We start from the raw sequence: 19,782 nt of genomic DNA on the forward strand, positions 1-19,782 counted from the left end.
CCAGGCGCGGCAGACATGCCTCCAGATGTCTCACGCCGGTCCGACAGGTGGTCCCCATGTGCCGGAACGGCACAGACATGACCGGATTTATGTGAATGCTCGCTTTTCTGCTTCATCTCGCTGGTGCGATTGCCCTTCTGCTATGGGCCGTCAAACTTATTCGCCATGGCGTCGAGCGCGGTTTCACCAATCAGCTGAGATCGGGCCTCCGGCGCGCAGGCAAGTCGCCCCTTAGCGCGGCCTTAGGCGGCGCAATCGCGGCCTTCTGCCTGCAAAGTTCCACCGCTGTCGCGCTTCTTGCGACTTCTTTTGCCGCCAGCGGAGCTCTTGCTGCCACAGCAGGCGTCGCCCTTCTTCTGGGTGCAGACGTGGGCTCGGCCCTCGTTGTGCAGGCTCTTGTGCTGCCCGCCGGGATGCTCATTCCGGTCTTCCTGCTGACGGGAGTTACGCTCTATCAGCGCTCCGGCGAACGGCGTTACAAGGAAGCGGGCCGCATCCTGATCGGTCTGGCGCTGATCTTCGTCTCCCTCGGCATGATCCGCACGGCCACATCCCCCTTGGCTGGCAGCGCGCTGGTGGAGATGATCGTCTCCTATCTGTCCCGCGACATGGTCAGCGCGTTTCTGATCGGCGGGCTGATGGCATTCGCCATGCATTCGAGCGTCGCCGCGATCCTGACCTTCGTCGCCTTCGTGGCCGAGGGCATGCTGCCGGTTACCGTTGCCGCGGCACTGGTTCTTGGTGCCAACACCGGCGGCACGCTGATCCCGCTGTTCCTGACCTCCGGTGCACCGGCGGCCAGCCGCAACATCGTCATCGGCAACGGCCTGCTGCGCGGCGGCGGCGCTTTGCTGACGCTTTTTGTGCTGATCCAGTTCTCCCCAGACCTGTCCCTTCTTGGCAGCACCGGCGCACGGCAGCTGATCAACCTGCACTTGGCCTTTAACGCCGCAGTTGCCGTCGTTGGCCTGCCGCTGGCAGCCCCGCTGACGGCGGCCATCCAGCGCTTCCGCACCAGCAGCAGCCCTGCCCATCCAGTGGTGCAGGCGAGCGCTCTGGACCCAGCCGCCCTGTCCCACCCGGAACGGGCACTGGCTTGTGCTGCCCGTGAAGTCCTGCGCATGGGGGAAACCGCCCATCAGATGCTGGTCCCTGCCATGGATCTGATGCGCAGCTGGAAAAGCGGCAGCGCTGCCACTATCCGGGAGCTGGAAGACGAAGTCGACCGGATGCATTTCGAAACCAAGCTGTATATCGCGAAGCTTCAGCAGCAGCCGCTCACCCCGGATCAGAGCCGCCGTGCCATGGATCTGGCCGGCTTTGCCAACAACCTGGAGGAAGCGGGTGACCAGATCTCCACCGCCCTTCTGGAGATTGCCCAGAAGCTGAACGAGAAGGCGCTCAGGTTCTCCGATGACGGCTGGCGCGATCTGACAGACTTCCATGACCGGGTGGTGACCAACGCCCAGCTCGCCCTCAATGTCATGATCACCCACGATCAGGGTGCCGCGCTTCAGCTGGTCGAGGAAAAGGATCACATCCGCCAGGCCGAGCAGGACATGCAGGCCCGGCATCTTGACCGGCTGCGCTCGGGCAACACCGCCAGCATCGAAACAAGCAACCTGCACCAGGAAACTCTGCGGGCCCTGAAGACAATCAACACGTCCTTCTCGCTGACAGCCTATCCGATCGCAGAGGAAACCGGCGCCCTCCTCTCCAGCCGCCTTGCGCAAAAAAGCACGGTGGCGGCGGGATAGCGAGGACCGGAAGGATTGGGCATTGGCCCCATGGTCAAGCATGGCAGGACGGATGGGGAGCGTATGACCCACTGATTCCGGCGCCTCAAACAGCAACTTGGAACAAAACGAGCAGCAAGTTGCGCCTTAGAGGCTGGACGCGCCTAGAACCTTGCGCAACACATCCACCATGGCGCTCAGATCCTCTTCGGTGCTGACGAGCGCGGGCGCGAAGATCAGCGCATCGCCGGTTGCCTTGACATGCAAGCCCTCGGCAAAGAGGCGGCGCTGGACAATGGAGCCCTTGGCACCCGGCACATCGCCCGGCGTCAATTGAATGCCGGACATCATGCCATAGCCGCGCAGATCCGACACCTGCGGCAGGTTGCGCAGGGAGAACACGCCTTCCAGAAAGACCTCGGACAAGGCCTTGCCGCGCTCGAACAGCTTGCCGTCCTCGTAGATCTGCAAGGTGGCAAGGGCCGCGGCGCAGGCGACCGGATGGGCCGAGTAGGTATAGCCATGCATCAGCTCGGGGCGGTCCGCCTGAACCGAGGAAATCACCGCTTCCTGGATCTCCCGCTTGACGGCCACCGCGCTCATCGGGATCGTCCCGTTGGTCAGAGCCTTGGCCATGGTCATGACATCCGGTGTGACGCCGAATTCCTGGGAGGCAAAGGCGGATCCCGTCCGGCCAAAGCCGGTGATCACTTCATCGAAAACCAGAAGAATGCTATATTTATCAGCAATCTCCCGCAGCTTGTTGAGATAGCCCATCGGCGGCACAACCGTACCGATGGAGCCCGCAATCGGCTCTACGAAGACGGCGGCAATGGTCTCCGGACCATAGGTCTTGCAGATCTCCTCAAGGTCCAGCGCCAGATCCGCGCCCTCCTCCGGCTGGCCCTTGGTGAAGCGCTGCTCCTCGTTCCAGGTGTGGCGCATGTGAACCACGTCGCAGGTGACGCCGCCAAAATCACGCCGGTTGCCGACCATGCCCGCCAGAGACGTGCCGCCGAGATTGACACCGTGATAGCCCCAGGCGCGGGAGACGAACTTTGTGCGCTGCGGCTCGCCCTTGGCCTTGTGATAGGCAAGGCAGATCTTCATGGCGCTGTCGACGGCCTCGGAGCCGGACGAGGCAAAGAACACCCGGTCGAGTCCTTCGGGAAGAAGGCCTGCCAGCTTCTCAGCCAGTTTGAAGGAGATGGGGGCAGCCCGCTGGAAATGCGGCGTGTAATCCAGCTCCTGGATCTGGGCATAGACCGCCTCGGCGATCTCCTGACGGCCATGACCGGCGGCACAGGTGAACAGCCCGGAGGATCCGTCCAGAACCTCCCGCCCCTCCGGCGTCCAGTACCTGACGCCCTTCGCCTTCTGGAACATCTGCGGCTCCGCATGGAACAGCTTGTTGTTGGTGAAAGGCAGCCAGTGATGGTCCATGGAGAAAGACAGATCGTTCATCGGAATGTGTCCCTGAAGGCAGGTTGGTCTTTCTCACCCATAGGAGCGAAGCGGCAGCAGGACTTAGAGCCAGCGGCGACATTCATGAGGGCCAGAGCCTCCAATCCTGCTCCCGGGCTTTGCCGGACGGCAGGGCGGACGCTAATCTTGAAAGACAACGCAAGAGACGGAGATCAGAAACAAAAGAGATCTTGATCGCCCCTGTCAGCGGATTGCAGCTGCGGTCACCCCGGGCGCAGCAAAGCGAAGACCCGGGGCCAACTCATTTGCAGAACGATCATGTTGCCAGCAGAAAAGGGCCAACGCGAAAACTAACCTCTCTGTTCGCAGCAGGATCAGCAAGTAGGCCCCGGGTCTCGCGTTGCACGCCCGGGGTGACCTGCGGTTGATGCCGAACTGCAATCTGATCCTGAAATGCTTGGGCAAAATCTTGCCAATAGAGAGGTGATGACGTCTCAAGCTTTGCCCTTCCTTCCTCTCCCCAACCTCACTCAGGAGACCCCATGACGACCGGAACCATTCTCATCACAGGCGCGACCTCCGGCTTTGGACAGGCCACCGCCCGGCTTTTTGCGAAGAACGGCTGGAACGTGATCGGCACCGGACGGCGGCAGGAGCGGCTGGATGAACTGGGCGCGGAACTTGGCAGCTGCTTTCTCGGCCTCGTCTTCGACATCACCGACGAAAAGGCCATGAAGGAGGCGCTGGGCAGTCTCACCCCGCCGTTTTCTGAGATCGATGTTCTGGTCAACAACGCCGGTCTGGCGCTGGGCACGGCGTCTGCCCCCGAGACGAAGCTCTCCGACTGGAAGACCATGATCGACACCAATGTCACCGGTCTTGTGACCATCACCGGCGCTCTGCTGCCCGCCCTGATCGAGCGCAAGGGCATGATCGTCAACATCTCGTCCATCGCGGCGAGCTGGCCCTATCCCGGCGGCAACGTCTATGGCGGCACGAAAGCGTTCCTGCGCCAGTTTTCCTTGGGACTGCGGTCGGATCTTCACGGCAAGGGCGTCCGCGTCACCTCCATTGAACCGGGCCTGTGCGAAAGCGAATTCACCCTGGTGCGCACCGGCGGCGACAAGGCCGCCTATGACGCGCTCTATGGCGGCGCGAACGCTATCCAGCCGGAGGACATTGCCAACACGGTCTATTGGGTGGCAACCCAGCCGAGGCACATCAACATCAATTCGCTGGAGGTGATGCCCGTCAGCCAGTCCTGGGCCGGGTGGCAGATCGCGCGCAGCCAAAGCTGAGTTTTATCCCTTTCGCCGGATCATGCCCCGCGCGGGATCATAGCCGATCAGGGCACCGGCAAAGAACACGGCAAAGGCCCCAAGCACCCAGACCAGAGCCATGCCGTTGAACTGCCCGTAGAGCGAAAAGCGGATCAGTTCGACCGCATGGGTGAAAGGGTTCAGCGCGCAAATATCGCGAAGGAGTGAAGAGCTTTCCGCCATCTTCCAGAGCGGATAAAGAGCGCTGGACAGGAAGAACATCGGAAAGATAACGAAATTCATTACGCCAGCGAAATTTTCCAGCTGGCTGATGGTCGAGGAAATCAGCAGCCCGAGCGCGCCCAGCATCAGGCCGCTCAGAACCAGCGCCGGCAGCACGAAGACATAGCCAAGCGGCGGCATCTTGATGCCGAACAGATAGGCCACGACCAGAAACACCGCGACTTGGAGGATCGACACCAGCGTGGAGGCGAGCAGCTTGGAGAAGAGCAGCCACCAGCGCGACAAGGGACTGGTCAAAAGCAGGCGCATGGAGCCCATCTCCCGGTCATAGACGAGAGACAGGGACGACTGCATGCCGTTGAAGAGCTGGATCATGCCGCAGAGCCCCGGCACGATATAGACCTCATAGGTGATGTAGGTTTGGTACGGCGGAATGATCGACAGACCGAGGGCGGCGCGGAACCCGGCGGCAAAGACAACAAGCCAGACGAGCGGACGCACGAGAGCGGCCAGAAACCGGCTGCGCTGGTTCAAAAACTTCAGCGCCTCGCGGCCCGTGATCGCCTGAAGCGCAACAAGATAGGCCATCATGCCCTTTGTCATTCCGCCGCCCCCGCGCTGGTCATGACCGAAGGCGGCGGTGTTTCACCGGAGGCGGTCAGCCGGACAAAGGCCTCGGTCAAGGTGCCGCTGCCAGCGAGCGTTCCGGCCTTGTCCTGCGCCAGAACCTTTCCCTTGTGAAGAACAACCACCTCGTCTCTATCCCGGATCTCGTCGACCAGATGGGTCGCCCAGAAGACAAGAAGGCCATTGTCTGCCAGATCATGGACGTGATTGGTAATGGCTGCCCGGCTTGGGGCATCCAGACCGACGGTCGGCTCGTCGAGCAAGAGAACCGCAGGCTCATGGATCAGCGCGCGGGCAATTTCCATCCGGCGGCGGTGGCCGCCATTGAGGGCCCGAACCTTTTCCCTGGCCCGCTCGGCCATGCCAAGACGCTCCAAAGCTGCGGCAGAGCGTTTGCGCGCAAGCTTCCCGGACAAGCCTTGAAGCCCGGCAAAATAAAGGAGATTGCGCTCCACGCTCATATCAAGATCCAGCGTCGGCTGCTGAAAAACCACACCAAGACGCGCCAGCGCCTGGCGCGGTTCGCTGGCGATATCATGCCCCGCAATACGGATCCGGCCCTCTCCTGTGACGAAAAGCCGGGTCAGCAGGTTAAAGAGGGTCGATTTGCCTGCCCCGTTCGGCCCGAGCAGGGCGCAGAACCGCCCTGCCTCAAGCTCGATCGACACATGGTCCAGCGCCCTCCGGCTGCCATAGCTGTAGCTGACATCTTCAACCGAAAAGACGCTCATAGGCGCTGCTATCCGTTACTCAATCACAATCTCGACACGCTGGCTTTCGCCGGTCGTTCCAGGCTGGCGCAGGAAATACCGTCCCGGCTTGATGGCCAGAAACTCAATTTCCATGGTACCGGCCTCATCGAACTCAACACTATCGAGACCATAAGGCCGGATTTCGAGGCCATTGACCACAACTTCATTGATCCAGATGGCGCGGAAGAAGCCCGAGCCTTCCAGGCCAAGCTCTGCCGTGCCGTCGGAGACGATCTCCACTTCATACACTTTGCCGGACTTCAGCTTCCAGGGCGCTTCAGAGACCGGCTTGCCGCTGGAAAGCGTCAACTCGGGCAGCTCCTCCTTGTTGGCGTGATCCAGAATTCCGGCAAAGCCGAATTCATGGGCCAATGCCGGACCGCAAATGGCGGCTGATAGCAAGACACCGCCAAGAAGCGGCTTGAAAAGGGCTTTCATTCTCATTTCCTCCCAGAGTGATAGGTCCGGCCACCTGAAAAGCTCTGTGGCACCGGCCCGAGACTTGCGGGTTTTCCCGAAAGCTGCAGCATGCGGGTGGCAAGGCGGTCCGCCTCCCGCTTGTCATGGGTGACGAGCAGCGCGGCAGGGCGCACGTCACGCAAAAGGTCTGCGGTCAGATCCAGCATCTGATCCGCGGTTGCGTCGTCCAGCGAGACGAAAGGCTCATCGAGGATGAGCAGCTCCGGCTGACCAGCGAAGGCGCGGGCAAGGGCCAGCCGCCTCTGCTGGCCAAGAGACATCTGGCCCGGATAGACATCCGCCTTATCCGCGATCCCGGTGCGCACCAGCATCGCCAGCGCGGCGTCCCGGGTCAGCCCCTCGTGAACCAGCAGCAGATTGTCGATGGCGCTGCGCCAGGGCAGCAAGGTGGGCTCCTGGAACACGAAGGCAAGCCGCTCCGGCCTCTCTATGTTGCCTTCAAAGTCTTTGTCTATGCCGGCGACAAGGCGCAGCAAGGTGGACTTCCCCACGCCGGAGGGACCGAGAATGGCAAGGCATTCGCCCTCCCTCACCTCGAACCGGACATCTTCCAGCACCTTCAAAGTTCCGAAATCCTTGCGCTTGATGCCGACGCGGATCATGCGCGCCTCCAGGCAGTCACCCGCCGCTCTGAGGGTTGCAGGAACAGGGCCTCGATCAGAAGCATCAAGGCGATGAAACTGAAGGCATAGACCAGCACCATTGGCACGTCGAAGAGCTGGAAATAGAGATGGATCTGGAAGCCGATGCCATTCGAGCGGCCCAGGAACTCCACCACCAGAACGATCTTCCAGATGACGGCAATGCCGGATCTGGCCGCGCCCGTCAGAACCGGTCCCATCTGCGGCAGCACCACATGGCGCAGATAGGGGATGCGGCGCATGCGGTAGACCGTGGCCATGGCCTTCAGATCCGGGCTGAGCGTCCGCGCGCCTTCCCGCACCAGCGTCGCAACGTTTGGAATCTTGTTCAGGACGACCGCAGCGATGGCGGCTGTCTCGTTCAGCCCGATCCAGAGATAGCACAGCACGATCAGCACCAGGGCCGGCAGGTTCAGGAACACGACCAGCCAGGGATCGAGCCACTTGTCGAGACCGGGCCGCGTTCCCATCATGAGCCCGAGCGCGGTTCCGATCGCCATCGCCAGAGCGAAGGACAGCACCACCCGCCAGGTGGTCATGCCCAGGTGGAAAAGAAGGGGTCCGTCCGTCAGCTCACGCCAGAACGGTTCCGCCAGAGCCAGAGGCGACGGCAGCACCGAGGGGTCTCCCCTCAGCGCAGACGCCGCAATCCAAAGGCCTGCAAGGCAGAGGAGCGAGAGAAACCGGGCGGACGGGTTTTGCAACGGCGTTACTCGACTTTCGCAAAGAGACCGGGGGGCAATATACCTGTATCTCCCACCAGTTTTTCACCGCCGTAATCCGCCATCAGTTTGAAGAAGGTTGCAGCTCCGTCTTCATTGACCGGTCCCGGTTTTGGAACGCCTGCGAGATAATCCTTCTTCAGCTGATTGAATTCCACATCCGTTTTGGCATTCATCATCGGCCGGAGAGCGTCCCAGGCACTCTCGTCGGAGCCGAGGAGATCCTTTGCGCTTCGGGACGCCTGATAGAAACTCTTCAGAACGTCCGGGTGCTCCGCCAGATAGCTTTCCTTGAAGACATAGCCGAGCAGCGGTATATCCGGATCAAGGCCAAGCGCCTCCGAGGCTGTACTGACGGACACCAGCTCCCGCATGCCGGCAGCCTTCATCTTGGCCAGGAAATGCCAGAAATTGATGGCCGCATCGGTCTCCCCGTCGAGGGCGGACTTGAAGATGAGCGGCGGCGCGCCATAAACCTGTTCCGTTTCAGCGGCCAGATCCATGCCATATTCCTTGTTGGCATAGGCCCTGAGGATCAGCCAGCTTTTGTCCAGCGGACCGCCGGCAATGCCGATCTTCTTGCCCTTGAGATCAGCTAGGCTTTGGGCCGGGCTGTCCTGGGGCACCACGATGGAGCCGACGGCGGTGGAATAGGGAAGAAACACATAGTCCTTGCCAGCGGCGCGCTGGACCGCAACCCAGAGCCAGTCCGCCACCATGACATCCGCCTCACCGCCTTCGACCGCGACCCGTGTCGCGCCGTTGTCCGCGTAGGGCTGAAGCGTCAGCGTGAAACCGTTGGCCTTGTCGAACCCGTTGCGCTGGATCGTATCCAGCTCCCAGTTCACGGTGCCGGTTTTCAGCACTGCCGCGCGAACCACCGGCTCCTCGGCCCTGGCCTGATTGCAGGGCATGACAAAAGCGAGAAAGGCAAGAGCAGCGGCGCTCATGCTGCTGCGCAATCCGTGAAGCCAGGGATGGGTCTTCCGGCCATCCACCAGACGGGTACTCAAGACCCTGTGCCCTTTTCCGAAACCGGTCATCTGCTGTCCTCCCGTTTGACAGGCCGTTTCCCCGCTGTCTCAGCGGCTCCCCCGGCAACGCCTGCTCTTGTCCTTGCGCAGCGGCTCGCTGCGGCATCATTCAATCCGGTGCGACCACCACACCCCATGGCTGCTGGCCAACCTGCACCGACTTTATGGCTTCCTGAGCGGCAACATCAATCACGGTGATGTCGTTGGAATTGCCGTTGGTGGTCAAAAGATAGGCTTCATCCGGCGTGAACTCGAGCTGCCACACCCGCTGTCCGGTCAAAATGTATTTGACCACTTTCAGAGTCTCCACATCAACCACGGCCACCCGGTTGGCCGGTCCCAGCGCCACGAACAGCCATTTGTTGTCGGCAGTCACGCGCATACCGACAGGCTGCAGCCATTCCGGCAGAACACCCGGCACTTCGAAGCTGATCTTGGTCTTCAGCTCCGGACCGCTTTCGCCCGTCATGGAGATGACCGAAACCGTGCCGCCAATCTCGGAAGAGACAAACAGAAGCGATCCGTCATTGGTGAAACGCGCATAACGCGGCCGCTGATCCACCAGGATATTGTGCTTGATCTTGTAATCGGCGCTGTCGATGAAATGCGCCATGTTCGTCGTCTCGGAGGTGTTGATGATGAACTTGCCATCGGGACTGAGCGCCATGCCTTCCGGCTCCACCCCGACCGGCACTTCCGCCTCAACGGTCTTTTTCTGCGTGTCGACAACGGTCACCAGATTGTCGTCCTCGTTGGACACGTAGATCTTTGAACCATCCGGACTGACCACGAAAAGCTCCGGATCCGGGCCTGAGGGCAATGACCACAGAAACTCGTAGGTCTCCGTATCGAAGACCTTGATGGCATCGTCATCGGAAGCGCAGACGTAAAGATGTTTGCCGTCCGGACTGATGCCAATGCCGCGCGGCCTGTTGCCGGCAGGAAACTCCGTCACAGTCTCCCAGGTTGCACTGTCAACCACGGTCACCGTGTTGCCCCGCTCGTTCGACACGAAGACCTTATTCGCAAAGGCCTGTGAAGCCGCCCCTGCCGTTAGCGCCAGCGCGGCGCAGCCAAGCAGGAGAGATCGGGGCAGCCGGAACTTGCTCATGTCATACCTCACGTGACGCCTCATTGGGCGAAGGCCTTGCAGGACGTCTCCGGCCGGTCGATGCCGAGCGTGTCCAGCGGGGAAAACTGGTGCAGGAACCCTTCCTGCGGCGAAACACTGACGGTGATACGGCTGTCGGTCAAAAGGATGGGCTGGCGCAACTGGCCATCCCAATCGCGGAACGTGACCTTCTGCCCCTTGAAGGCCGCCAGCTCGAAGTCCTTGCTGAGAACATACTTCTTCAGGACCGCGGGATCGTCGCTGCCCGTCCGGGTGACGGCTTCTCCGGCCACGCGCACGGCAAGCCAGCTGTTGTAATCGACGGGCTGGATATAGCGCCCGGTCAGCTTCTCGAACCGGCGCTGGAACTGGGTCGCCCCCCAGGCCTCATGGGCTGCATGAAAGGAAACGGGCCGCAGACCGGCAGAGCCGGCAACAGGACGGGGTGTCCAGGTGTGAAACGGCAGGTAGGGGGCGAAGACATCACTCTCGTCAGCAGCGATCACAATATCGTGCTCTTCCGCATCCTGGGTGAAAACCGGGATCTGGCGCTGAACCAGAACAAGACCGCTGTCGGTGCGGCGCGACCCGCCAGTGTCCTCGAACACCCGCTCCTCGACGATCTTCGCGCCGAACTTGGCGGCGGCGCGCTTGTAGGCAGCCGCCAAGGCCTGATCCGCCGGATTGGATCCTTCGATCAGGAACCAGCGCGGCCAGCGCTTCCAGATGACGAATTCCGCGACAGAATCGGCCAGCATTGCCCGGCTCGGCGCCACATGCAGCAGGTTGGCGAGACACTTTTCGCCTCTGAGCTCATCATCGGGGGCAGCAGCGTTGAAAACGATCACTCCGTCTCCGGCGGCCTTGGCAAGGCGTTCCGTATCGGCCCCGTTTGCGATCAACACCAGCGTGTGCACGCCAGCGTCCAAAAGTTCCTTCACGGCCGCGTCTGCCCCCTCCGGCGGGACGGAGCGCGTTTCAAGGGAAAAGCTGTGCCCGAGAAAGCTTCCGGTGGTCGCATTGTCTTCGTTGCCGAGCTGGGCACCGGCAAACCCGAGGTCCTCAGGCGCTTCATCGTAGCGGGAGACAGGTGGAAGCGTGGGGTATTCGACTTTCAAAACGCCTGTCTTGATCTCCAGGGCATCCACCGAGGAAACAGCACTTGCGAGGCTTGCCGCGGCAAGAAGGGTGCAACAGACCCATGGCAAAACCACAAGGCGTAGTGCCTTCATGAACGTCTCCCCTAAGTCTTTATTTTCCCGTAGCTTGCCAGAAATGCACCCAACAGAAAAACCGATACTTTAGGAGCCATTGCGGCGCATCGGACGGGTCCTAGAATGCTTTCATGACCCGTCTTGCATCCCTTGCCCTGCTGGTGTCCGGAGCCGTTCTCCTTCTGAACGCTTCTCTTCCGGCAGGCGCCCAGCAGACCTCTCCGCCACCGTTGAAAGACGGTGGCACCGTAGCCTTTCTCGGCCTCACCTTTCTCGATACCTCGACTGAAGGCGCGATTAATGGCGTGCGTGAGGATGAAACCCGCCGCACCTTGATGCTGCAGGACATGGTCCGCAGCCGGTTCGAGCAGGAAGGTTTAACGCTCTCAGACCTTTCGCCCATCGCTGAGGAGCTTGAGCGCACCGTCAACCCGAGCAACTGCTACGGCTGCGAAGTGCGCATGGCGGCCAAGATCAAGGCGGATTATGTGGTGACAGGCCTGGTGCAAAAGGTCTCCAACCTGATCCTCTCCATGAATCTCGTCATGCGCGAGGTGCCGTCCGGCAAGATCGTCCGGGCGCGTTCCGTCGAAATCCGTTCCAACACGGACGACTCCTGGCAGCGCGGCATGCGCTACATCCTCAAGAATGCATTCTTCAAGACGTGAGGGTCCAATGCTCCGAAACCAGTTTCCCTTCTTGATCCGGCACATGCGCCGGAAACTTCACAGGACGCCGCTTCTCACTCTGCTCGCCGCAGGCCTGCTGGCAATCACCGGCGCCATGACCCCATCCGGGGCTCATGGCCCGAGCCGTCAGAAAATCACCCTGACAACGGAAGTTCCGGCGAGCCCCGCCGACGTCTGGGCCGTGATCGGAAACTTCCAGGACATGAGCTGGCATCCCGCCGTGTTTTCGACAACTGGTGAAGGCGGCAACAACATCGACGCGACCCGCGTCGTAACGCTCGGAAAGGAAGGCGGACCGACCATTTCGGAAGTGCTTTACAAATACAGCGCCGAGAAGATGAGCTATTCCTACCGTATCACCGATGTGAAGGTCGAAGTGCTGCCGGTCACCAACTATTCGTCCCATCTCACGGTCAAGCCGGGCAAGGACGGCGGCTCCCTGATCGAATGGCGCGGCGCTTTTTACCGCGGCTATCCGAACAACGACCCCCCGGAAAATCTCAATGACGAAGCGGCGATTGCGGCTGTCAGCGCAGTCTATCAGGCAGGTCTCGATGCGCTTTCGGAACGCTTTGCGAAGAAGTGACGGGCGTTCACATGACGGCAGGGGCAAGGCTTTTCTCCTCGCCCTGCCCGTTCTGCTTGCTTCGGCCCCGGTTCACGCCGGGGCCTTCGCGTTTGTCACCAACCAGAACAGCTCCGATCTCAGTGTGCTCGACCTGACAGAGCGGACGGAGATCCTGCGGGTGCCGGTTCCCGGAAAACCTGCAGGCGTGGCCGTCTCCCAGGCCCTCAAGTCCTTTTTCACCGTCAGTCCGGACAGCAAAACCCTGCGCCGCTTTTCTTTGAGCACGTGCACAGAAACCGCCAGCCTCCAGTTGCCAGGTGGCCCGACGGGCATTGCGGTCGCCCCGCAGCATGGCCTGATCTTCGTCTCCGACTGGTACAATGCCCGCCTCCATGTGGTGGAGGCGCAGAGCTTCAAGCTGATCCGCGAACTGGAGACCGGCGGCGCCCCAGCCGGAATTGCCATCGCAGCGGATGAAAGCTGGGTGGCCTCCGCCGACCGGGACGCAAACCAGGTCTCACTCTACTCGCTCCCCGGTCTTGATCTTCTGGCCCGCGTGGACGTCGGAGAGCGCCCCTTCGGTCTGGCCACCGGGCCGGATGGGCTTTTGCACGTTGCCAACGTGGGCTCCAACTCCGTCAGTGTGGTCGATCCGTCCAAGCGCACGGTGATTGCCGAAGTCCCGGTTGGAGAGCGGCCTTATGGGGTCGCCTTTGCCAGGGGCCGCGCCTTCGTCACGGACCAATATGCCGATACGCTCAGCGTCTACAGCTTGGCAGACTTCAGCCCGGAAGCGGTTCTGGATGTGGGTGAATATCCTGAAGGCATCCAGGCAACGCCGGATAGCAGTCTGATCGTCTCGACCAACTGGTTTTCCAACACCGTCAGCCTCACCGATCCTGAGAGCCTGAAAGTGACCGGAGAAATCGGAACCGGAGACGGCCCCAGAGCATTCGGTCATTTCATCGCCGAGTTTCCCGAAGGAGAAACCCCATGCCGCGGCACCCGCTAACCCCAGGCCTTGCAGCGGCTGCGCTAAGCCTGCTTCTGCTATCCCAACTCGCGCTGGCGGAAGACGCTTCCACCTGGAAAGACCTCAGGCCGGAGCTTTACGGCAGCGTCTTTCTCGCCCAAAGCCCCGAGGTCTTGAGGCTCGACGCGCCTTACAGAACGGACAATGATTCCCGGACGCTGGTGAGCGCAAAGGTTCATGCGCCCAAGGGGCTTTTGATCACCGGACTGGATGTGATCCTGGACGAAAACCCCATGCCCGTCTCCGCAAGGCTGACCTTTGCCCAGCCGGTTGAACGGTTTCAAATCACCGGAACTTTCCGGATCAACGGCCCAACCCCGGTCCATGCGGTGGCAACCTTCGACAACGGCCAGCGGTTTATGGCCGAAAGCTTCGTCAAGACCTCCGGCCAGGGCGCATGTGCGGCCCCTCCCGGCACAGATCCGAAGGAAGCCCTGAAAACCCTCGGACAGATGGAGCTGGCGCTGAAAACCGCGCCCCTGGCTGAAAACCAGAGCGCCAGCGGCCTTGCTGCGGGCGTCTTGAATGGACCGGACAAGGATCTGGATCTCACCGTCAACATCAAGCACCCCAGCCATTCCGGCATGCAGATGGACCAGATCTCCCTGCTCTATATTCCCGCCCGCTTCATCGACATGCTGAACATCTCGGTCAATGGCGCGCCCTATGTGGACATCACCGGCAGCATCTCCTTGAGCGAAAACCCGCGGCTGGAATTAACCGTCCCCCCCGGTGGCCGGACCGCAGGCGTCCATATGCAGGACACGGACGGAGCAACCTCCGATGCAGAAGTTACGCTTCCCGGGTATTGATTTGTTATAATTTCGGTACTTTAAGTAAAATTTTTAAACTTATACATTAGAAATTGCCGCAGGTTTCCATCAGACGGCCTGGCGCAAAGGGGCCTCTCCTTCTTCGTCCTGCCATGGCTTGACCATGGCATCCATGCCGTAACCTTGCCTTTCAGAAAAGCTGTTCCTCTCGGAAACGGAACGGCATGGATCCCGCATCAAGTGCGGGATGACGACCTGAAGAAAAGCCGCGCTCCGTTTCCAGCGTTCTTGAGAACGGAGATATTGACATCGAAGCGCGGGTATCTTTTCTGCAACCTGAACAATGCAAAGGCCCGGTTTTCCACCGTGAGAAACGCACGCCAGAACAGGGGTATCAGCCCAGCACGGGCACGATCAATCAACAAGAGGAACATGCCATGTCTGAAGGTGTCGTATATAGTTTCGGGTTTACGGACGTGGCGCCCCATATCATCGGCGCTCCCCCCCTTGATGGGAATATCGACAAGATCGAATACATCGATACGTCTGTCGATCCGGGACTTAGTCCGTTGTTCGAGCCGGGTGATTTGTACGCTGGACGTGCTGTCAAGCCGGAGAATATTCCGACACGGGTGGAGTGGCAGAGCAAGCGATACAAGCCCTACGATGTCTTCATGAGCGGGGGCCTCATTCTCGTCTCCGGCGCGTTTAAGGATATCATCGAAAACCATGAGCCGGGCGTGCATCAGTTCTTTCCGATAGAAGTTGTCTATCGGGACGGGACTTTTGCCCGGCAGATGTATTTCTTCAACATCTGCAACCGCCTTGACACCATGGATCGCGATCGCGCCACGGCAAAATTTCAGAACGTATCCTTTGATCCCCGCACCGGGGCCTTCGTCTTCAGTCTGGAAAAGATCGGCAGTGCGCATGCCTGGAAAGACAAGCATGTTCATCCGGGCCGTTTTTTATCCAGTGCCGTTGTTGACGGCATAAAGCAAGCCGGCCTGACCGGCATTGCCTTTCATTCCTATCCGGCATTTTAAAGTTCGCTGTGGCTCACCAAGCCCCCGGTCCGGCGCATCACCCGGGAAACGCCTCCGGCTTCAGATCTTCCACCGGCTGATCGTCAAAGGTCCAGCCGTCCGTGCCTTCCGGATACCAGTAGACGTGGGTGTAGCCATAGGTGAGCGCGCGTTTCGCCGCGTTCCAGGACATCCAGCACTCGTCCAGACAGAAGAACAGCACCGGGTGGTCCGGGTTGCCCTCGGTGGCCTTGGCCAAGCCCGTCTTGAAATAGGTCTCGGTCACCGGTGCAAGACGGCCATAGCCGACATTCGGAAGCCAGATCGCTCCCGGAATGGAATGGCGCGGCTTGTCGCGCCAGATGGTGCCTTTGGGGAGATTTTCGGGCTTCGGTGCCTGCGGCAGCACATCGATGAAGGCGGTCTTGCCCTCCTTCCAGAGCCGCACCGCCTCCGGTGTGCCGACGACCACCGCGCCTTTGAGCGTCTCCGGGACCGGTCCGCGGTATTCCTCCTCGCGGTAGTTTGGCGGCTCGGCAACGCCATCCGCGCGGACCACCTGCGGGACGGCAATGACGGCAACAACAACGGTGAGAAAAGCGGCAAGCGCCCTGCGGGCAGCAGAACCGGACCGGGCCGCATAAGCCACCTCTTCAGACTGCCGCATCCTCAGCCTTTGCATTGCTGCTGCCTTTCTGCCCCCCGCTGCGGCGGTTCAAACGCCTTCCGCCGCACGGGCATATGGACGGCTTATCAGTTCGTCGCCTCCAGCGGGCCGGTCCCCATGTCGTTGAGCAAGGGAACGCCCGCCTCCTGCAGGATCTGGTTGATCTGCGCCTTGTTGCGCCGGATCAGGGAATTGAGCTTACGCTCCCAGACCTTCTCGCCTTGCCGCACGCCCATGGTGATCCGATAGAACAGACGCGGCGGCAGGGTCTCCTGGGTCAGCGGAATGACCTTGAACCCCGGATAGCCTTGCTTCACCAGGGGACCGCCAATCGGTCCCCAGAGAATGGCCGCGTCGAGTTCCCCAGTCTTGAGATCCTTGAGCATGTCGACGGCAGGTGATTCAAACCGCCTGTCGACCACGAGATGATAGGGCCTTGCCTTCATCATCAGACCGTTTCGGGCCATGTGCGTTGCCGGCGGCGAGCCTGCGATAATCCCGATCGTCTTGCCCTTCAGGGCAGGATCCGCCAGGGCGGTGACAGCCGCAAGAGGGCCGGTCTCCGGAACAATCAGCGTATAAGAGGAGGTCATGTAATGATTGGTGTTGAGCACCATTTCGTGGCCCTGGGCATAGCCCATCACCAGATCGCACCGGTTTGCCCTGAGCGTGTTGCGGATGAACCCGGTCGCCATCGGATACCAGGTGTATTCCACCGGCAGGCCAAGCCGGTCCGCAATCAGCTCCGCCAGCTTGTTTTCATAACCTTCCCCCGCCTCATTCGACATGGGCAGGTTGGCGGGATCCGCGCAGACCCGCAAGGCTGTACGGGACACAAGATCCGAGGTCTGCGCCAAGGCACCGGCGGCCATTCCGGAAAGGAGGGCCAACGCCAGCCCTCCGGCCCGGACAAGCCTTTTGCCAGTTTCTCTATTCGCCCATGCAGGCATTTTCGTTCTCGGTAAAGGCTTCAGATTTCTTCTCCTTCTTAGCCGGGCGTCCGCGTCCCAGATCACCTGTGCCGCGGGCACGAAGGTAGGAGTAGATATCGTCGAGATAGCACATGACGTTCTTGTTCTCGCCGAGCGCCGGCATGACCAGGTTCTGGGCTGCATTCACCTCCTGCTTACCGTTCACCACCGTTTCGTAAAACTTGTAGTAGTCGATATTCATGACGGACGTCGCAAGAGCCGGAGCATAGGAACCGCCCGCGCCGTCTGGACCATGACACTGGAAGCATTCCGCATTGTAGCGGCGGAAGCCTGAGAATGTCGGCCAGTCTACAGTGCCGTCCTCGGCAATCTTATAGGTCGGGATATCGTCGGACGTGTACCAGCGGCCATTTTCCTCATGATCCGCCTTGGTGTTCTTGATCAGCTCTGCATCATCCGCAAGACCCGGCTGCCCGGTTGCCAGCAGCATCCCCATTGCGAGCAGCAATACCGAATTTCGCATTGAATTTCCTTCTCTGGATGAAAGACTGGCGCAGAAGCCCGCGCCAGTCTGCCCCGTAGGGAAGCCCGCTTAGTTCGGGAGCTTGAAGACCGTCAGCTGGCCACCCAGAGCGGTGTAGTCACTGAGAGCGGCATAACCGCCCACGGCGCCCAGACCGTCGTTCGGGTTGGTCAGACCGGCTGCAAGGCCGATCCCGGCCCAGCCGCCGACACCCGAAAGGATCGCCACATACTGCTTGCCGTCAGAGGTGTAGGTCATCACGTTGCCGATGATGCCTGACGGGGTCTTGAAGCGGTAAAGCTCGTCACCCGTATTGGCGTCCACAGCCTTCAGATAGCCCTCCAGGGTGCCGTAGAAGACCACGCCGCCAGCCGTTGCCAGAGCGCCGGACCAGACAGAGAACTGCTCGGGGATCGACCACTTGATCTCACCCTTCTTGCCGTCCCAGGCAATGAAGTTGCCCATGCCGCCATGGCTGTCCGGAGCCGGATACATGGCAAGGGTTGCGCCCACATAGGGCTGACCCGCCGTGTAGCTGACGCGGAACGGTTCATAGTCCATGCAGACGTGGTTGGTCGGCACGTAGAACAGTTCCGTTTCCGGCGAGTAGGATGCCGGCTGCTGGTCCTTGGAGCCAAGTGCCGCCGGGCAGATGCCGGTGGAGTTGACGTCCTCACCATTCTGCTCGGTGGAGTATTCAGCCACCACCTGTGGACGGCCATACTGATCCGAGTTCGGGTCCATAACAACTTCGGTTGCCCAGTTCACTGCCGGGTCGTATTTCTCTGCAACAAGAAGCTCACCGCTCACGCGGTCAAGCGTATAGCCGAAGCCGTTCCGGTCGAAGTGGGTCAGCAGCTTGCGGGTCTTGCCATCAATTTCCTGCTCCGTAAGGATCATTTCATTGATGCCGTCATAGTCCCACTCGTCGTGCGGGGTCATCTGGTAGAACCATTTGGCCACACCGGTATCCGCGTCGCGGGCCATGATGGTCATGGACCAGCGGTTGTCGCCCGGGCGCTGTGCCGGGTTCCAGGTGGAGGGGTTCCCTGTTCCGTAATAGATCAGGTTTTCTTCCGCATCATAGGAATACCAGCCCCAGGTGGTGCCGCCGCCAATCTTCCACTGGTCGCCTTCCCAGGTGTTGGTACCGGAATCCTTGCCGACCGGCTTGCCCAGGTGGGTGGTCTTTTCCGGATCAACCAGGATGTCCTCGTCCGGACCCATGGAATAAGCCCGCCAGGCTTTGGAGCCGTCCTTGATGTTGTAGGCGGTCACAGAACCGCGCACACCGAATTCACCACCGGAAATCCCGACGATGACCTTGTCCTTGACCGGCATGACGGTCGCGGTGTTGGTTTCGCCCTTGGACGGGTCGCCGTTCACCACGCTCCAGACCTCTGCGCCGGTCTTGGCATCCAGCGCGACCAGCTTGGTGTCAGCCTGATGCAGGAAGATCTTGCCGTCGGCAAAGGCCAGACCACGGTTGACCGTGTCGCAGCACATCACCGGAATGACGTTCGGATCCTGCTTGGGCTCATATTTCCAGAGGATCTTGCCATCGTTCTTGAGGTCAAGCGCATAGACGATGTTCGGGAACGGGGTATGGACGTACATCACGTCACCAATCACCAGCGGCGAGCCTTCATGGCCGCGCAGAACACCGGTGGAGAAGGTCCAGGCGACCTGGAGATCCTTCACATTGTCCTTGGTGATCTGATCCAGCTTGGAATAGCGCTGGTTCTTGTAATCGCCGGTCTGGATCACCCACTGGTTCGGGTCATCCATCATCTTCTGCAATTCGGCATCTGCCATTGCATTGCCAGCGCACAGGGCCAGCATACCTACGGCGGTCAGTAACCTTTTCATCTCCACCTCCCATGGTGATAAGACGGTTTGAAAAACAGCTGTCGGAATGCGCTCAGAAGCCCCCCTGACGGATCCACACTCTCTCCCGGATCAAGCGCCACGCGGAACCAGCATTCCAAAGCCCGTTGCAGTCCTTCGGCTCGTTCCTCCCTCTTCCGGTTGACGCCAGGCCCCTCATTGCACCAGCGTAAAATCTAAAAGACCGCAGCGATTGGATCCGGAGTGTCCAGGATCCCGTCAGCTTCCCTGTCAGGACATCGCCTGAAGGAGATCATCAGCAGCTTTGACCAGGTTCATGACCAATCTGCGTTCATCCCCTCAGTCTTGCTCCAGGTGCCTGTCTGGCTCTTGACGCTGCACCCGTTCGAGCCGGCAACTCTGCCCTTGCGGCGGTTCCACTCTGCCTGTGCGGCAGAACGGCGAAAAGACCAACTTAGGTAGGTAGGCATTTTCTGATAG

20 protein-coding genes are annotated in these 19,782 nt (G+C 60.5%); 7 read left to right on the top strand and 13 right to left on the bottom strand.

Annotation, left to right across the window (positions count from 1 at the left end):
* Positions 1–95: 95 nt before the first annotated feature.
* The gene (locus IG616_RS05615) at positions 96–1,757 is read left to right on the top strand and encodes a Na/Pi cotransporter family protein (protein ID WP_192147145.1); all 1,662 of its coding nucleotides are present in this window, start codon (positions 96–98) and stop codon (positions 1,755–1,757) included.
* A gap of 126 nt (positions 1,758–1,883) precedes the next feature.
* On the opposite strand, the gene aptA is transcribed toward IG616_RS05615, so the two are convergent.
* Positions 1,884–3,200 (bottom strand): omega-aminotransferase AptA, encoded by a 1,317-nt coding sequence (gene aptA / locus IG616_RS05620; protein WP_192147146.1) that lies wholly within the window; start codon positions 3,198–3,200, stop codon positions 1,884–1,886.
* A gap of 503 nt (positions 3,201–3,703) precedes the next feature.
* Between aptA and IG616_RS05625 the strand changes: the two genes are divergently transcribed.
* Positions 3,704–4,459, top strand: a complete 756-nt coding sequence (locus tag IG616_RS05625) for an SDR family oxidoreductase (protein ID WP_192147147.1) — start codon at positions 3,704–3,706, stop codon at positions 4,457–4,459.
* 3 nt (positions 4,460–4,462) lie between these two features.
* Here IG616_RS05625 and IG616_RS05630 read toward each other — a convergent pair whose 3' ends face one another.
* The 8 genes from IG616_RS05630 to IG616_RS05665 form a co-directional block, all read right to left on the bottom strand.
* Positions 4,463–5,254, bottom strand: a complete 792-nt coding sequence (locus tag IG616_RS05630) for an ABC transporter permease (RefSeq protein WP_192147251.1) — start codon at positions 5,252–5,254, stop codon at positions 4,463–4,465.
* Positions 5,255–5,262: 8 nt separating this feature from the next.
* Positions 5,263–6,021, bottom strand: a complete 759-nt coding sequence (locus IG616_RS05635) for an ABC transporter ATP-binding protein (RefSeq protein ID WP_192147148.1) — start codon at positions 6,019–6,021, stop codon at positions 5,263–5,265.
* A gap of 15 nt (positions 6,022–6,036) precedes the next feature.
* A complete protein-coding gene (locus IG616_RS05640; RefSeq protein ID WP_192147149.1) occupies positions 6,037–6,480 on the bottom strand; it encodes a hypothetical protein in 444 nt (147 codons plus the stop codon).
* Between the two features lie 2 nt (positions 6,481–6,482).
* Positions 6,483–7,124 carry an ABC transporter ATP-binding protein gene (locus tag IG616_RS05645; protein WP_192147150.1) on the bottom strand — a complete coding sequence of 214 codons (642 nt, stop codon included), beginning with the start codon at positions 7,122–7,124 and terminating at the stop codon, positions 6,483–6,485.
* Complete coding sequence (locus tag IG616_RS05650; RefSeq protein WP_192147151.1) at positions 7,121–7,867, bottom strand: ABC transporter permease; 747 nt, start codon at positions 7,865–7,867, stop codon at positions 7,121–7,123. Before IG616_RS05650 ends, IG616_RS05645 begins: the two co-directional genes overlap by 4 nt.
* Positions 7,868–7,872: 5 nt before the next feature.
* Positions 7,873–8,835, bottom strand: coding sequence for an ABC transporter substrate-binding protein (locus IG616_RS05655; protein ID WP_192147252.1), 963 nt, complete (start codon positions 8,833–8,835; stop codon positions 7,873–7,875).
* 193 nt (positions 8,836–9,028) lie between these two features.
* On the bottom strand, positions 9,029–10,015 hold the full coding sequence (locus tag IG616_RS05660; protein ID WP_425504156.1) for a PQQ-dependent catabolism-associated beta-propeller protein: 987 nt from the start codon (positions 10,013–10,015) through the stop codon (positions 9,029–9,031).
* A gap of 35 nt (positions 10,016–10,050) precedes the next feature.
* Positions 10,051–11,262 carry an ABC transporter substrate-binding protein gene (locus IG616_RS05665; protein WP_192147153.1) on the bottom strand — a complete coding sequence of 404 codons (1,212 nt, stop codon included), beginning with the start codon at positions 11,260–11,262 and terminating at the stop codon, positions 10,051–10,053.
* A 113-nt stretch (positions 11,263–11,375) separates the two neighbouring features.
* Here IG616_RS05665 and IG616_RS05670 point away from each other — a divergent pair, with 113 nt between their 5' ends.
* The 5 genes from IG616_RS05670 (at position 11,376) to IG616_RS05690 (ending at position 15,353) form a co-directional block, all read left to right on the top strand.
* A complete protein-coding gene (locus tag IG616_RS05670; protein WP_192147154.1) occupies positions 11,376–11,912 on the top strand; it encodes a DUF3280 domain-containing protein in 537 nt (178 codons plus the stop codon).
* A gap of 43 nt (positions 11,913–11,955) precedes the next feature.
* Entirely contained in the window at positions 11,956–12,519 is a 564-nt protein-coding gene (locus IG616_RS05675) for an SRPBCC family protein (protein ID WP_192147155.1), read from the top strand.
* Positions 12,488–13,513: a YncE family protein gene (locus tag IG616_RS05680; RefSeq protein ID WP_192147156.1), complete on the top strand. Its 1,026-nt coding sequence runs from the start codon at positions 12,488–12,490 to the stop codon at positions 13,511–13,513. Before IG616_RS05675 ends, IG616_RS05680 begins: the two co-directional genes overlap by 32 nt.
* On the top strand, positions 13,495–14,346 hold the full coding sequence (locus IG616_RS05685; RefSeq protein WP_192147157.1) for a quinoprotein dehydrogenase-associated SoxYZ-like carrier: 852 nt from the start codon (positions 13,495–13,497) through the stop codon (positions 14,344–14,346). The genes IG616_RS05680 and IG616_RS05685 overlap by 19 nt, the downstream gene beginning before the upstream one ends.
* Positions 14,347–14,744: 398 nt before the next feature.
* A complete protein-coding gene (locus IG616_RS05690) occupies positions 14,745–15,353 on the top strand; it encodes an imm11 family protein (RefSeq protein WP_192147158.1) in 609 nt (202 codons plus the stop codon).
* Between the two features lie 37 nt (positions 15,354–15,390).
* On the opposite strand, the gene IG616_RS05695 is transcribed toward IG616_RS05690, so the two are convergent.
* From IG616_RS05695 to xoxF5, 4 genes are all read right to left on the bottom strand, one after another.
* Complete coding sequence (locus IG616_RS05695; RefSeq protein WP_192147159.1) at positions 15,391–15,999, bottom strand: PQQ-dependent catabolism-associated CXXCW motif protein; 609 nt, start codon at positions 15,997–15,999, stop codon at positions 15,391–15,393.
* Between the two features lie 86 nt (positions 16,000–16,085).
* The gene (locus IG616_RS05700; RefSeq protein ID WP_192147253.1) at positions 16,086–16,871 is read right to left on the bottom strand and encodes a substrate-binding domain-containing protein; all 786 of its coding nucleotides are present in this window, start codon (positions 16,869–16,871) and stop codon (positions 16,086–16,088) included.
* 58 nt (positions 16,872–16,929) lie between these two features.
* A complete protein-coding gene (locus IG616_RS05705) occupies positions 16,930–17,454 on the bottom strand; it encodes a c-type cytochrome, methanol metabolism-related (protein WP_192147160.1) in 525 nt (174 codons plus the stop codon).
* Between the two features lie 69 nt (positions 17,455–17,523).
* A complete protein-coding gene (gene xoxF5, locus IG616_RS05710) occupies positions 17,524–19,323 on the bottom strand; it encodes a lanthanide-dependent methanol dehydrogenase XoxF5 (protein WP_246476121.1) in 1,800 nt (599 codons plus the stop codon).
* Positions 19,324–19,782: the final 459 nt, after the last annotated feature.

It is taken from the genome of Roseibium litorale, assembly GCF_014842915.1.
Lineage (GTDB): Bacteria > Pseudomonadota > Alphaproteobacteria > Rhizobiales > Stappiaceae > Roseibium > Roseibium litorale.

Excerpts from the sequence above, each read along its gene's own strand:
- IG616_RS05615 (WP_192147145.1), top strand. The coding sequence starts at position 96 with ATGCTCGCTTTTCTGCTTCATCTCGCTGGTGCGATTGCCCTTCTGCTA.
- aptA (WP_192147146.1), bottom strand. The coding sequence starts at position 3,200 with ATGAACGATCTGTCTTTCTCCATGGACCATCACTGGCTGCCTTTCACC.
- IG616_RS05625 (WP_192147147.1), top strand. The coding sequence starts at position 3,704 with ATGACGACCGGAACCATTCTCATCACAGGCGCGACCTCCGGCTTTGGA.
- IG616_RS05630 (WP_192147251.1), bottom strand. The coding sequence starts at position 5,254 with ATGATGGCCTATCTTGTTGCGCTTCAGGCGATCACGGGCCGCGAGGCG.
- IG616_RS05635 (WP_192147148.1), bottom strand. The coding sequence starts at position 6,021 with ATGAGCGTCTTTTCGGTTGAAGATGTCAGCTACAGCTATGGCAGCCGG.
- IG616_RS05640 (WP_192147149.1), bottom strand. The coding sequence starts at position 6,480 with ATGAAAGCCCTTTTCAAGCCGCTTCTTGGCGGTGTCTTGCTATCAGCC.
- IG616_RS05645 (WP_192147150.1), bottom strand. The coding sequence starts at position 7,124 with ATGATCCGCGTCGGCATCAAGCGCAAGGATTTCGGAACTTTGAAGGTG.
- IG616_RS05655 (WP_192147252.1), bottom strand. The coding sequence starts at position 8,835 with ATGAGCGCCGCTGCTCTTGCCTTTCTCGCTTTTGTCATGCCCTGCAAT.
- IG616_RS05665 (WP_192147153.1), bottom strand. The coding sequence starts at position 11,262 with ATGAAGGCACTACGCCTTGTGGTTTTGCCATGGGTCTGTTGCACCCTT.
- IG616_RS05670 (WP_192147154.1), top strand. The coding sequence starts at position 11,376 with ATGACCCGTCTTGCATCCCTTGCCCTGCTGGTGTCCGGAGCCGTTCTC.
- IG616_RS05675 (WP_192147155.1), top strand. The coding sequence starts at position 11,956 with ATGCGCCGGAAACTTCACAGGACGCCGCTTCTCACTCTGCTCGCCGCA.
- IG616_RS05680 (WP_192147156.1), top strand. The coding sequence starts at position 12,488 with ATGCGCTTTCGGAACGCTTTGCGAAGAAGTGACGGGCGTTCACATGAC.
- IG616_RS05685 (WP_192147157.1), top strand. The coding sequence starts at position 13,495 with ATGCCGCGGCACCCGCTAACCCCAGGCCTTGCAGCGGCTGCGCTAAGC.
- IG616_RS05690 (WP_192147158.1), top strand. The coding sequence starts at position 14,745 with ATGTCTGAAGGTGTCGTATATAGTTTCGGGTTTACGGACGTGGCGCCC.
- IG616_RS05695 (WP_192147159.1), bottom strand. The coding sequence starts at position 15,999 with ATGCGGCAGTCTGAAGAGGTGGCTTATGCGGCCCGGTCCGGTTCTGCT.
- IG616_RS05700 (WP_192147253.1), bottom strand. The coding sequence starts at position 16,871 with ATGGCCGCCGGTGCCTTGGCGCAGACCTCGGATCTTGTGTCCCGTACA.
- IG616_RS05705 (WP_192147160.1), bottom strand. The coding sequence starts at position 17,454 with ATGCGAAATTCGGTATTGCTGCTCGCAATGGGGATGCTGCTGGCAACC.
- xoxF5 (WP_246476121.1), bottom strand. The coding sequence starts at position 19,323 with ATGAAAAGGTTACTGACCGCCGTAGGTATGCTGGCCCTGTGCGCTGGC.